A 12,484-nucleotide genomic window follows, 5' to 3' on the forward strand; every position below is an offset into this window, starting at 1 on the left:
TATTACTAACAACAAAAAGAGAAATTGGTTTTATTTTTTTATTCTTTTTATTTAGAATTAATATAAATAATACTATATTTGTTTCATACACCAGAAGTCATGGAACAAATACAACAAATCTATCTCAATAGTTTGGGAATTGCTTTTTATTGGCAAAAAGAGGAAGGCATAATCCAAAATAGGATTCAATTAATATTTAAGGAAATAGGATTGTTTTTTACGATCCAAGAATTAAAAGATTTTGAGTATTTAATAGACGAAAGTAGGGCTAAAAACCACTGTTGTGAAGGCTGTACTTTTAAAAACAGCAACTGTAAATTTTTACTAAAAACCCCTTTGTACCAACTTGATTTATCAGTATCAACAAGTGAACTAAATTACTTAAAAGATTTAGTTAACGGAACTTTATTTAGAATAAGAATCGAAAGTTATTTAAACGGAGAAGGAAAAAATTAATTTTCGAATGTTTTAAGTTCGAAAGTTGAACCATCAAAAACAGCATAAGTGAAATATGATATCCAGTCGCCTAGATTGACATAATCGGAGTTTTCGCCTACAGCATGAATCATGGGTAGATGACGATGACCAAAAATCAAATAATTATAATGTTTGTTTTCTAATTTTCGTTTGGCATATAAAATTAACCATTCGTTGTCTTCCCCTAAAAATTTCACATCCGATTCTCCCGAAATCAGTTTATTTTTCACCGAAAGATATTGTGCCAATCGCACTCCTATATCCGGATGAAGCCATCTAAAAAGCCATTTAAAAAAAGGATTGGTAAACACTTTTTTCATGCGTTTATAACCTAAATCACCAGGACCTTTTCCGTCTCCGTGCCCAATAAGAAAGGTTTTTCCATTAAAAGTAAATTCTTGATTATCATAAAAAACGGGAATATTCAACTCTTTTTCAAAATAATCATTCATCCATAAATCATGATTGCCTACGAAGAAATAAATGGGAATTCCGCTGTCGCGAATTTCGGCAAGTTTTCCTAAAACACGTACAAAACCTTTAGGAACAACGGTTTTATATTCGAACCAAAAATCGAATAAATCACCTAAAAGAAAAATAGCTTCGGCGTCTTTTTTCACTTCGTCAAGCCAAGCAACAAATTTCTGTTCTCTAGGAAAACTCAATTCGGCTGTTGGCGCTCCAAAATGCTGGTCAGAAGCAAAGTATACTTTTTTCATTCGATGTGTTAGGGGTTAGGAGTTATATGTTAAGGGTTAGGAGTTAGGAGTTCCATTTAACGCCTCACTTTTAACCTTTAACTTCTAGAGATTATCACTCGCGAACCATTCGGCAAACGAAGATTCTGTTTCTTGTAATTTTAAAGAGAATAACGTAATTCCTGCTGGTAAACGGGCTATTATTCTTTCGGCAAAATCCACGACCATATTTTCACTTGTAGGTTGGTAATCGACTAAAATTACGTGATGTCCACGGTTTTTTAATTCCATAGCCAGTTCAATATGGGGGGTGGTTTCGTTAAAAACAGTGGCGTGATCAAACTGATCTACAATTTCTTCTTTGACAATTTTTTTCAAATCTGAGAAATCGATTACCATTCCGAATTTAACATCATTCCTGTTGGTAATTGGTTTACCAATAACGGTTACAGACAATTTATAACTATGACCATGTACGTTTTTACACTTTCCGTCATAACCGTATAAGGCATGACCAGTTTCGAAACTAAATTGTTTTGTAATTCTGATATTACTCATTGTAGATTTTATTTTGACTGCAAATTTAATGAATTGATATGAGAAATAGCTTTCTACTATGAACTTATCAGGGCAAACGCAAGAGTTTTATTTTTGCCACGAATTACACAAATTAGCACAAATAGTAATAATTCTAAAATAAATTATACCAATTTTTATCTGCCTTTGGCAGATTTGTGGAATAGTATGATATCCAAATTTGTACTAATACCATTTAGAATACTTCTTCTATGAACTTATACGGATTACAAAAATTAGGCTTTTAACTTACTAAGAATAAAACTTATATGGCTTATATGGTAAATCATTTACGTTTAAATTGTTCCAGCGCATTTTTAGTAAAATCAGACAACACCAATTGTCCAGAAATGGCTGCTCTTTCCAGCAAAAGCGATTCCCAGTTTTCAGTTCCTTCCCAAATGATTTTCTTCATTTCCAATAAAGCATCAGGATTATAGGAAGCTAATTTGGAAGCAAAATCAGCAATAGCATTATCCAATAATTCAGTCGTTTCAAAAATTTCAGCATACAATCCTTTTTGTTGTGCCCAAGCCGCCGATTTCCATTGGTGAGCAGTTAAAGTCATTTCGGTCATCGCTGTTTTACCTATTTTTCTAGTTACTGCAGGTTCAATCACAAAAGGACCAATTCCGATAGCTAATTCGGATAATTTTATCGAAGCATTGGCCGTTGCAAAAACATAATCACAGGCTGCTGCAATGCCCACTCCGCCTCCCACTGCTTTTCCGTGAATTCGTCCAATAATCAGTTTAGAACAACGGCGCATGGCATTGATTAAATGAGCAAATCCAGAAAAAAACGCCAATCCTCCTTCGAGATTTGAAACAACCAAAAGTTCATCAAAAGAAGCACCTGCACAAAAAGCAGCCGTTCCTTTGCTCTTTAAAACAATGACATTAACGGCATCATTAACGCTTAAATTATTGATTTCTATGGTCAAAGAATCCAATAAGGAACGCGGAAAAGAATTGCTCGCTGGATGACTAAATTCAACTGTAGCAATACTATTTTCGATAGTTGTAATTAATGAGCCATTAGAACTTTGTATATCCATTGAATAGTTTTTCAGGTAAAGTTAAAAATATTCGACAGAATGAATAGTTTTTTCGAAAGTTGTTTTTTTGAATCCCATAAAATACTATATTTGCCGAACTTGGGGGATTAGCTCATTTGGCTAGAGCGCTTGCCTGGCAGGCAAGAGGTGATCGGTTCGAATCCGATATTCTCCACATTTTAAAATCAGGCCTTACAGAGATGTAAGGCTTTTTTATTTTATCTAAGTGCTCTTTTAGAGTGTCCTTTTCGAAAATCACATATCATGTAAAATACCACTAAAACCTAATAAAATTATTATGTAGTGTGAGCGCATAGCCTCATTTTGGAGAATAATTTATTTTTCATTGGTGTTTGGGTCCATTCTGAGATATTTATCATTAAAAGAAAGATATGAAACTAAAACTAACAGCTAAATAAATGAGGATGCCACTTGATAAAGTAGGTGTACCAAAAAGGAAGATAATCTCAACTACAGGCGCAGTATTGAACAACATTTATCAAAGTGCAGAACTAATTTATGGAGCGATAACTTAATCATTGGGCTTTTAAACCATACAGTGTTTAAAACTAGACATTAATATAGATGAGCTTTCTAAAGAAATTGTTTTATACAAATAAGAAACTTTTTTCGAATTACATTTTTACATTAACTTGGTCATCATTCAAAAATAATTACCTTTAAAAACAAATTAATTAGGATAGAATGTTCGAGCAAACTTTTAAGAATATAGACGATATACTGCATAAAGATGCAGGTTGTGGAAGTGAATTAGATTATGTAGAGCAAACCTCTTGGGTGTTGTTTCTTAAGTATTTGGATGATTTAGAAAGAGATAAAGCCACCGCTGCTGAATTAACAGGAAAGGTTTATAATGCGATTATTGCTCCCGAATTTCAATGGAATGTTTGGGCAAGCCCGAAAGATACGGATGGCAAATTGGACCATCACAAAGCATTGACTGGTGATGACCTTGCTGATTTCGTGAATGCAGAACTTTTTCCTTATCTAAAAAAGTTTAAAAAAGATGCTGAAAGTGCCGATACCATTGAATATAAGATTGGAGAGATTTTTAGCGAGCTAAAAAACCGCATTCAATCGGGGTACAATTTAAGAGAAGTATTAAACCGCATTGACGAACTGCGTTTTAGAACCCACGCTGAGAAGCACGAAATGAGCCATCTTTACGAAGGCAAGATTAAAAACATGGGAAATGCAGGTCGTAATGGTGGAGAATATTACACGCCACGCCCTTTGATTACTACTATAATAAAAGTGGTAAATCCACAAATTGGTGAAACCATTTATGATGGTGCAGTAGGTTCTGCAGGATTCTTGTGCGAAGCCTTTGATTATCTTAAAAACAGTAAATCGCTCACTACCAAAGAAGCTGAAATTCTCCAAAAGAAAACTTTTTACGGTAAAGAGAAAAAATCATTGGCATATATCATAGGTATTATGAATATGATTTTTCACGGAGTAGAAGCACCTAATATTATACACACCAATACCCTTGCCGAAAATCTTGCTGATATACAGGAAAAAGACCGTTATGATGTAGTATTGGCTAATCCTCCCTTTGGTGGTAAAGAACGTGCTGAGGTACAACAAAACTTTCCTATAAAAACAAGTGAAACGGCTTCCTTGTTTATGCAGCATTTTGTAAAAATATTGAAAGCAGGCGGTAAAGCTGGTGTTGTAATTAAAAATACTTTTTTAAGTAATACTGATAACGCAAGTATTGCATTACGTAAATTGTTATTAGAAAATTGTAACCTGCATACCATACTAGATTTGCCAGGCGGAACATTTACAGGTGCAGGAGTAAAAACAGTAGTCTTGTTTTTTGAAAAAGGAAAACCAACTCAAAATGTTTGGTTTTACCAACTGAACTTAGATAGAAACTTAGGAAAGACCAACCCATTAAACGAAAAAGATTTAGCCGATTTTGTAACGCTACAAAAAACTTTTGCCGAAAGCGAAAACTCCTGGAATATAGCTATAAAAGATATTGACGCAACGACTTTTGACTTGAGTGCTAAAAACCCTAACAAAAAAGAAGAAGCTACTTTGCGTAAACCAAAGGACATTTTAACTGCAATGAAAGCTTTGGATGAAGAAAGTGAAGCTATTTTAAACTCAATTTTGGAATTGATATGAAACAAGGTTGGGAAATAAAAAAGTTAGGAGATGTATGTGAACTAATTACAAAGGGAACTACACCAACAAGTCTTGGATTTCATTTTACAGATGAAGGTGTGAATTTTATAAAAGTAGAATCACTCACAGAATCAGGTCAAATAATACCGAAAAAAGTTGCCTATATTTCTGAAGATTGTCACGAATCATTAAAAAGGTCGCAATTAAAAGTTAACGATATTCTTTTCTCAATAGCAGGGGCTTTGGGTAGAATAGGAATTGTAAATAAAGAAATAGTACCAGCAAACACAAATCAAGCATTAGCAATTATAAGACTTGCAAATGATTCAGGAATTTTAGTTAGTTTCCTTGCAAAGTATTTTACTTCAAATAAAATAGTAGAAGAAATTGAAAATTTAAAAGGTGGCGCAGCTCAACAAAATTTATCATTAGGACAGTTAAATAATTTGTCAATCTCTATTCCTCCACTCCCAGAACAACAAAACATAGTTGCCATATTAGACGAAGCCTTTACGGCTATAAATAAAGCAAAAGCCAATGCCCAACAAAATCTTAAAAACGCAAAGGAACTTTTTGAGAGTTATTTTCAAAATATTTTTGAGAAAAAAGGACAAGATTGGATAGATACCTGTTTAAAATCTGAAATAGAATTGATTACTGGTTTCGCTTTTAAAAGCAAAAACTATACAGAATTAGATGACGATATTGTACTTTTAAGAGGTGATAATATTATGCAAGGAAATTTCCGTTGGGACGATGTGAAACGATGGAAAAAATCAGAATATGATGATTTTAAAAAGTATCAATTGAAAGAACACGATATAGTATTAGCGATGGATAGACCTTGGGTAAAGGCTGGATTAAAATGTGCCAGATTATCAAAATTTGACTTACCTGCCCTGTTATTACAACGAACTGCTTGTTTAAGAAACAAATCTAAAATAGACAATACGTTTCTTTATTACTTAGTTAAATCCAAAGGTTTTATGAATCATTTGCTTGAAGTTCAAACTGGGATTGGAGTACCTCACATAAGTGGTCAACAAATACTTAGTTTTTGTTTTTTCAAACCTCCGCTATTACAACAACAAACCATCGTTCAAAAATTAGATGCTCTAAATAAAGAAACCAAAAAATTAGAAGCCATTTACCAACAAAAAATAAATGATTTAGAGGAGTTAAAAAAGAGTATTTTGCAAAAGGCATTTGCGGGGGAATTGAAAACTACAAAGGAATTGGTATGAGTGAGGCGATACCTAATAAAAGTTTCAGACATTCCGCAGCATTTGGAAAGCGAATAGAATATTATGTCATCGGCTTAATGCTCAAAGAAGGTTTAGATGTTTACCTTCCAATGGTTGATGATGATGCTATTGACGCAGTTATTAAAAAGCCTGATGGAACTTTTGTGGAAGTACAAATTAAAGCACGGTCTAAACATGTGATATTTGGAGATGGTGCTTTATTTGCTGCGATTCCTCACGGCTATAGAAAAAATTATTGGTTTGTTTTTTATTCTGAAAGAATAGATAAGATATGGATACTTTCATCAACAGAATTTATCAAAGAAGCTGTTCAAAACAAAAATGGTAAAAATGTAGGTAAACATTCGATTTGGTTCAATGGAAAAAATACCAAAGCACAAACGGAACACGTTAAACCTCAATTTGAAAAGTATGTTGCAACCAACTTCAATCGCATATTAATAGAAAATCCTGATGAATTATAACCTGAAGCTTAAAGGCTTATAATTGGGGGGCAATACAAAATAATAGTTAAAAATGGTTGACAAACATTAAATTATTCATACATTTGTCAACCTAAAGAAATGAAATTATGGAAACTATTATAGGACAACGAATAAAAAATTCGAGAATTCATAAGGGATTATCCTTGCAGGAAGTAGCCGAAAAAATTGGTGTTTCCAAGCAAATGATAAACAAATATGAACAAGGAAAATCGACACCTAATAGTGAAAAATTAATCGCTTTTTCAAAACTTTTTAATCAAAAAATAGATTATTTTTTCAGAAAGCCCGAAGTAACTATCGGTGAAATCAATTTTAGAAAAAAAAGTAAATTCAGTATTAAAAAAGTAAATTCTCTCAAAGAAGAAATTCGTATTCAAATAGAAAACTACTTATTTATAGAAAATATTTGCGAGGTAAATAATTCATTTGAAAATCCGTTACAAAACAATAACATTCAATCTGGACATGATGTAAAAAATGCCGTTAGAAGCATTCGTGAATCTTGGAAACTGGGTCAAGATGCCATTCAAGATTGTATTGAATTATTAGAAGACAACCATATAAAAGTAATAGAAGTTGATGATGAAAGTGGTGCTTTTGATGGATTAGCTACCATAATCGATGCTAAATATCCAATTATTGTCATCAATAAAAACATGCCTATTGAGCGCAAACGTTTTACTTTATTACACGAATTAGGGCATTTGTTATTGCCAATTACTGATTTGGAGTTAAAGGAACAAGAGAAACTTTGCAATGTCTTTGCTTCCGAAATCCTATTATCAGAAGCAAATATTCGCAATGAATTTGGCGAAATAAGAAGCCGTGTGTCTTTTGAAGAATTGAAAAATATTCAGAAAAAATATGGAATTAGCATTTCGGCTATTGTTTACAAATTAGGAGAAACTAAAATTATGACTCAAGAACGTGTTAAAAAGTTTTATATGAGTTTAAATTTCAATGCCGACTTAAAAAAAACAGTAGAAGAATCTCGCTTTGAAAGTTATGAGCATTCCAATCGTTTTGAAAATTTAGTATATAGAGCAGTTTCAGAAGAGCTAATCTCAATGAGTAAAGCCTCTTCATTACTACAAATTAGTTTAGACAAATTAAAACAAAATTTAATGCTAACTATTAAGTAGGATGAAACTTCATATTAACGATGCAAACATATTAATTGATATTGTTCAACTAGATTTAGTTGTAGCTTTTTTAGCATTAGAATTTGAGATGTACACTACCGACTTTGTTTTTGAAGAGTTAGAATCCTTTCAAAAAGAAGTATTGATTTCTGAAAAACTGATAATTCTTAAAACTAATGAGAATGAACTATTGCATATTTTAGAACTGACTACACAGCACAATGGTTTAAGTTTTGAAGACTGCTCGGTTTGGTATTATGCTCAAAAAATGGAGGGTGTTTTAATTACGGGGGATGGAAGATTAAGAACGAAAGCAAAAGCATCTGGTATTGAAGTTAAAGGGATAATTTATATCATTGAAGAGATAATGAGACAAAATATTTTGGAAAAATTAATTTGTGTTGAAAAATTAGAAGCTCTAAAAATATTAAACAATAGGTTGCCAATTGCAGAAATTGACAGAAGAATTGAACTTTGGAGAACTGAACTATAAAACGATGTAATGAACGAAGCAGAAACTAGAGCAGAATTAATAGACCCAAAGCTAAAGGCTTGTGGATGGGGAGTTGTTGAGGGTTCAAGAATCCTTCGTGAATACAATATAACAGCAGGTAAAATCCAAAGTGGAGGTATAAGAGGTAAAAAAACGATTGCTGATTATATCTTGGTTTACAAAGGAATAAAATTGGCTGTGGTTGAAGCCAAAAGCAATGATTTAGGCGTTGGCGAAGGTGTAGCACAAGCCAAGCAATATGCAGAAAAACTACTATTAGAAACTACTTATTCTACTAACGGGACTGAAATTTATAGCATCTGCATGAAAACAGGTGCAGAGGGTTTAGTTGTTGATTTTCTTTCTCCAGATGAATTATGGGACAAGACTTTTGCAGTTCAAAACCATTGGAGAGAGGAGTTTGCATCGATTCCTTTTGAAGATAAAAGTGGGTCATGGCAATTACGCTACTATCAGGAAATAGCTGTCAATAGAACTTTAGAAGCATTAGCTAATAATCGAGAACGTATTTTATTAACACTAGCTACTGGAACTGGTAAAACGGCAATAGCATTTCAGATTGCATGGAAACTATTTCAAACTCGTTGGAACTTAAAACGAGATGGTAAACGAAGACCAAGAATATTATTTTTAGCCGATAGAAATATTTTAGCCGACCAAGCCTTCAACTCTTTTTCATCATTTCCAGAAGATGCTTTGGTAAGAATTAGTCCAAAAGAAATTAGTAAAAAAGGAAGTGTTCCAACAAATGGAAGCATTTTCTTTACCATATTTCAAACTTTTATGAGTGGTAAGGATTCTGAAGGTGAGCCTGCACCATATTTTGGTGCTTATCCTGCTGACTATTTTGATTTCATTATTATTGACGAGTGCCACCGTGGTGGAGCTAATGATGAAAGCAATTGGCGAGGAATTTTAGAATATTTTGCACCAGCTGTACAATTAGGTTTGACTGCTACTCCTAAACGAAAGGACAATACAGATACTTACAAATATTTTGGAGAACCAGTTTATATCTATTCGCTCAAAGAAGGCATAAATGATGGCTTCTTAACCCCTTTTAAAGTAAAACGAATAAAAACTACGTTGGACGATTATATTTTCACCAGCGATGACCATATTGTAGAAGGAGATATTGTCGAAGGTAAGTTATACATAGAATCTGATTTCAACAAAATCATAGAAATTAAAGAAAGGGAAGCTAAGCGTGTTAAAATTTATATGGATGATGCCAACCAAAACGAAAAAGCAATTATTTTTTGTGCAATACAAGAACATGCTGCTTTAGTTCGTGATTTGGTAAACCAAAATAAAAAAAGCAAAGACACGAACTATTGTGTTCGGGTTACTGCCCACGATGGAGAAATTGGAGAACAGTTCTTAAGGGAGTTTCAAGACAACGAAAAAACAATACCAACAATACTTACTACTTCACAAAAACTATCAACAGGAGTAGATGCACGAAACATTAGAAATATTGTTTTAATGCGACCTGTTAATTCAATGATAGAATTCAAGCAAATTGTGGGGAGAGGTACACGATTATTTGAGGGAAAAGACTTTTTTACCATTTATGATTTTGTAGATGCCTATCATCATTTTGCAGACCCTGAATGGGATGGAGAACCATTAGAACCAGAATCTCCGATTGGTTCACCTACAGAAAAAACTTGTAAAATTTGTCATCACAAGCCTTGTATGTGCCTTAATGAGCCACCAGCTCCTTGTCTTACTTGTGGTGAAAGCCCTTGTGTTTGCACAAAAAGAAAAAAAATTAAAATAAAACTACGTGACGGAAAAGAAAGAGAAATACAGTCAATGATTTCTACTTCGTTTTGGAGTGCAGATGGTAGACCTATTTCAGCAGAAGATTTTTTAAATAATCTTTTTGGAGAGTTACCAAAATTATTTACAAGTGAAGAAGAATTAAGAACTATTTGGAGTAACCCAACTACAAGAAAAGTTTTATTAGAAAAATTAGATGATGCTGGTTTTGGAAGAGAAGAATTAGCTACGCTTCAAAAATTAATAGATGCAGAGAAAAGCGATTTATTCGATGTACTGGAATATGTTTTTAATAGCGATGTAAAACCAATGACTAGAGAACAGCGTGTTGCCGCAGCAGAAGCTACTATTTTTGCGATTCTAAATGACCAACAAAAGGAATTTATAGAGTTCGTTTTAGGGAAATATATTGAAACAGGTGTTGAAGAACTTGACCAAGAAAAATTACCAATTCTGCTTACTAATAAATATCATTCGTTAGAAGATGCCAAAGGTATTTTAGGAGATGTCTCAAACATAAGTTCTCTATTTATTGAATTTCAAAAACATTTGTACATACAAAAGGTTTCATAGGTGAAGATTATTATAAAGAAGAAATTTTCTGAATCTAAGTGCGCTTATTAAGTGGCAAAATGAATAAAAATGCTACTTTTTGCAAACACACAAAACCACAACGTGCTGATTATCAATATTAATTTTTAGCATATTTGCTACTGGCAGGCAAGAGGTGATCGGTTCGAATCCGATATTCTCCACCAATAAAATCAAGCCTTGCAGAGTTGTGAGGCTTTTTTATTTTATATAAGTGTAGTTTTAGAGTCTAGTTTTTAGAATATAAATTATGATTTTATTAGTCTTCATCAGATTGAAATTTTATCTTCTCAAAACCAAAAACCAAAACAAGTAAGAGACATCTTATTGCCTAGACTGATGAACGATAGAAATGTAATTTTGTTGGGGTTACAAACTGAAATAAAATATAAAAATCAACCTGTACCTTTAAAATAAATTTGTATTAATCAAGTTATAGGTTTAAATTTGAGATATTATTTTAAAGTTAAAGGTTGATGAAAAATACAAAACAACAATTAGTATTAGACCAAATCGATAAAAAATTGGTTTTGTTTCAAAGTTTACAAATAGTTGTTGTACCGCTAAAAGGCTGGGTCCACACCGTGCGTACAGCTTTGAAAATGTCTTTACGACAATTGGGAAACCGAATGCATTTTTCGGCTCAAAATATCAAGCAAATAGAAGAACGGGAAGCAAACGGCACTATTTCTATTAATTCGTTGCGGGAAGTGGCCAATGCTTTAGATATGCAGTTGGTGTATGGTTTTGTTTCTAAACACGAATCATTGGAACAAATGATTGAGAAACGAGCCAGAGAATTAGCCACCGAAATCGTAATGCGTACCCACAATACGATGACGCTGGAAGATCAGCAAAATTCAAAGGAACGCATAGAAAAAGCCATCGTTCAAAAAACGAATGAAATTAAAAGTGAAATGCCAAAATACCTATGGGATTAACGATTGCGTATATTGACGGTCAAACGCCATTAAGCGATGAGGAGAAAGAAGGATTACGCATTCCTTCCATCACCACTCGGGAAGAATTGGACGAATTTGAGCAACTCAATATCGAGAAAGCCATTCAGTGGACTCTTGGCAAAAAACTAAAGGCAGAACAACTTTTTACAGAAAAATTCATCAGAGACCTGCACAAACGAATGTATGGCGAAGTATGGAAATGGGCAGGCGATTTTAGAAAGTCGGAAAAAAATATCGGAATCAAAAGTTACTTAATTCCAACTCAGTTGAAGCAATTATTAGATGATGCTTTGTTTTGGGTACAAAATAATACGTATGAACCCGAAGAGCTAGCCATTCAATTCAAGCATCGTTTGGTAAGTATCCATTGTTTTGCCAATGGAAACGGAAGGCATTCTCGTCTGATAGCCGATTTGATCATGGAAAAATTATACAACAATAAATTCTTTTCTTGGGGCAGTGCTAATTTGGTAAAAGCCACAGAGACAAGAAATAATTACATACAGGCAGTTAGAAAGGCGGATAATCACGATATTCAACCTTTAATTGCCTTTGCAAAATCATAGACTTATGGAAAACGATTATCAAGAAGACTAACTCATAGAGCAAACCTGCATTGACATTTTCAAAAATCAATTGCACCAGCAAAATAAAATACCAATGAGACCCTATAAAAGAAAAAACACTTGCCAGAAAAACTGAGCAAGTGTTTAGTTAACTATTTATGTTTTAATAATCGGTATCGATTGTTTGGGATTAGTCAAAACGAGAT

At 33.2% G+C, this 12,484-nt stretch carries 12 protein-coding genes and 1 tRNA gene; 10 read left to right on the plus strand and 3 right to left on the minus strand.

Features of this window, described 5'->3' with window-relative positions; all coding sequences use genetic code 11:
- The first annotated feature begins 99 nt into the window (after window positions 1-99).
- Entirely contained in the window at window positions 100-456 is a 357-nt protein-coding gene (locus AAGV28_RS04210; RefSeq protein WP_373405570.1) for a hypothetical protein, read from the plus strand.
- Here AAGV28_RS04210 and AAGV28_RS04215 read toward each other — a convergent pair.
- The 3 genes from AAGV28_RS04215 to AAGV28_RS04225 all read right to left on the minus strand — a co-directional run bounded on the left by AAGV28_RS04215 (window position 453) and on the right by AAGV28_RS04225 (window position 2,808).
- Window positions 453-1,196 (minus strand): UDP-2,3-diacylglucosamine diphosphatase, encoded by a 744-nt coding sequence (locus AAGV28_RS04215; RefSeq protein WP_373405571.1) that lies wholly within the window; start codon window positions 1,194-1,196, stop codon window positions 453-455. The two genes, AAGV28_RS04210 and AAGV28_RS04215, sit on opposite strands and share 4 nt — an antisense overlap.
- Window positions 1,197-1,280: 84 nt before the next feature.
- Window positions 1,281-1,733: a 6-pyruvoyl trahydropterin synthase family protein gene (locus AAGV28_RS04220; protein ID WP_373405572.1), complete on the minus strand. Its 453-nt coding sequence runs from the start codon at window positions 1,731-1,733 to the stop codon at window positions 1,281-1,283.
- A gap of 304 nt (window positions 1,734-2,037) precedes the next feature.
- Window positions 2,038-2,808 (minus strand): enoyl-CoA hydratase/isomerase family protein, encoded by a 771-nt coding sequence (locus tag AAGV28_RS04225; RefSeq protein ID WP_373405573.1) that lies wholly within the window; start codon window positions 2,806-2,808, stop codon window positions 2,038-2,040.
- A 101-nt stretch (window positions 2,809-2,909) separates the two neighbouring features.
- On the opposite strand from AAGV28_RS04225, the gene AAGV28_RS04230 reads away from it, so the two are divergent.
- The 9 genes from AAGV28_RS04230 to AAGV28_RS04270 all read left to right on the plus strand — a co-directional run bounded on the left by AAGV28_RS04230 (window position 2,910) and on the right by AAGV28_RS04270 (window position 12,278).
- Window positions 2,910-2,983 (plus strand) — tRNA-Ala (locus AAGV28_RS04230).
- Window positions 2,984-3,513: 530 nt separating this feature from the next.
- The gene (locus AAGV28_RS04235; RefSeq protein ID WP_373405574.1) at window positions 3,514-4,968 is read left to right on the plus strand and encodes a class I SAM-dependent DNA methyltransferase; all 1,455 of its coding nucleotides are present in this window, start codon (window positions 3,514-3,516) and stop codon (window positions 4,966-4,968) included.
- The gene (locus AAGV28_RS04240) at window positions 4,965-6,212 is read left to right on the plus strand and encodes a restriction endonuclease subunit S (RefSeq protein ID WP_373405575.1); all 1,248 of its coding nucleotides are present in this window, start codon (window positions 4,965-4,967) and stop codon (window positions 6,210-6,212) included. Before AAGV28_RS04235 ends, AAGV28_RS04240 begins: the two co-directional genes overlap by 4 nt.
- Complete coding sequence (locus AAGV28_RS04245; protein WP_373405576.1) at window positions 6,209-6,697, plus strand: hypothetical protein; 489 nt, start codon at window positions 6,209-6,211, stop codon at window positions 6,695-6,697. Before AAGV28_RS04240 ends, AAGV28_RS04245 begins: the two co-directional genes overlap by 4 nt.
- Before the next feature lie 107 nt (window positions 6,698-6,804).
- Entirely contained in the window at window positions 6,805-7,860 is a 1,056-nt protein-coding gene (locus AAGV28_RS04250) for a helix-turn-helix domain-containing protein (protein ID WP_373405577.1), read from the plus strand.
- A 1-nt stretch (window position 7,861) separates the two neighbouring features.
- A complete protein-coding gene (locus AAGV28_RS04255) occupies window positions 7,862-8,353 on the plus strand; it encodes a PIN domain-containing protein (protein WP_373405578.1) in 492 nt (163 codons plus the stop codon).
- 9 nt (window positions 8,354-8,362) lie between these two features.
- A complete protein-coding gene (hsdR, locus tag AAGV28_RS04260; RefSeq protein WP_373405579.1) occupies window positions 8,363-10,732 on the plus strand; it encodes an EcoAI/FtnUII family type I restriction enzme subunit R in 2,370 nt (789 codons plus the stop codon).
- A gap of 494 nt (window positions 10,733-11,226) precedes the next feature.
- Window positions 11,227-11,691 carry a mobile mystery protein A gene (locus AAGV28_RS04265; RefSeq protein ID WP_373405580.1) on the plus strand — a complete coding sequence of 155 codons (465 nt, stop codon included), beginning with the start codon at window positions 11,227-11,229 and terminating at the stop codon, window positions 11,689-11,691.
- Window positions 11,682-12,278 carry a mobile mystery protein B gene (locus tag AAGV28_RS04270; protein WP_373405581.1) on the plus strand — a complete coding sequence of 199 codons (597 nt, stop codon included), beginning with the start codon at window positions 11,682-11,684 and terminating at the stop codon, window positions 12,276-12,278. The genes AAGV28_RS04265 and AAGV28_RS04270 overlap by 10 nt, the downstream gene beginning before the upstream one ends.
- Window positions 12,279-12,484 lie beyond the last annotated feature (206 nt).

Origin of the sequence: Flavobacterium zubiriense (genome assembly GCF_041729725.1) — a bacterium.
Classification (GTDB): Bacteria; Bacteroidota; Bacteroidia; order Flavobacteriales; family Flavobacteriaceae; genus Flavobacterium; species Flavobacterium zubiriense.

What these genes read in the sequence shown, in the direction of transcription:
- AAGV28_RS04270 (WP_373405581.1), top strand. Translation starts at nt 11,682, where the DNA reads ATGGGATTAACGATTGCGTATATTGACGGTCAAACGCCATTAAGCGAT.
- AAGV28_RS04220 (WP_373405572.1), bottom strand. Translation starts at nt 1,733, where the DNA reads ATGAGTAATATCAGAATTACAAAACAATTTAGTTTCGAAACTGGTCAT.
- AAGV28_RS04240 (WP_373405575.1), top strand. Translation starts at nt 4,965, where the DNA reads ATGAAACAAGGTTGGGAAATAAAAAAGTTAGGAGATGTATGTGAACTA.
- AAGV28_RS04250 (WP_373405577.1), top strand. Translation starts at nt 6,805, where the DNA reads ATGGAAACTATTATAGGACAACGAATAAAAAATTCGAGAATTCATAAG.
- AAGV28_RS04265 (WP_373405580.1), top strand. Translation starts at nt 11,227, where the DNA reads ATGAAAAATACAAAACAACAATTAGTATTAGACCAAATCGATAAAAAA.
- AAGV28_RS04245 (WP_373405576.1), top strand. Translation starts at nt 6,209, where the DNA reads ATGAGTGAGGCGATACCTAATAAAAGTTTCAGACATTCCGCAGCATTT.
- hsdR (WP_373405579.1), top strand. Translation starts at nt 8,363, where the DNA reads ATGAACGAAGCAGAAACTAGAGCAGAATTAATAGACCCAAAGCTAAAG.
- AAGV28_RS04215 (WP_373405571.1), bottom strand. Translation starts at nt 1,196, where the DNA reads ATGAAAAAAGTATACTTTGCTTCTGACCAGCATTTTGGAGCGCCAACA.
- AAGV28_RS04255 (WP_373405578.1), top strand. Translation starts at nt 7,862, where the DNA reads ATGAAACTTCATATTAACGATGCAAACATATTAATTGATATTGTTCAA.
- AAGV28_RS04225 (WP_373405573.1), bottom strand. Translation starts at nt 2,808, where the DNA reads ATGGATATACAAAGTTCTAATGGCTCATTAATTACAACTATCGAAAAT.
- AAGV28_RS04210 (WP_373405570.1), top strand. Translation starts at nt 100, where the DNA reads ATGGAACAAATACAACAAATCTATCTCAATAGTTTGGGAATTGCTTTT.
- AAGV28_RS04235 (WP_373405574.1), top strand. Translation starts at nt 3,514, where the DNA reads ATGTTCGAGCAAACTTTTAAGAATATAGACGATATACTGCATAAAGAT.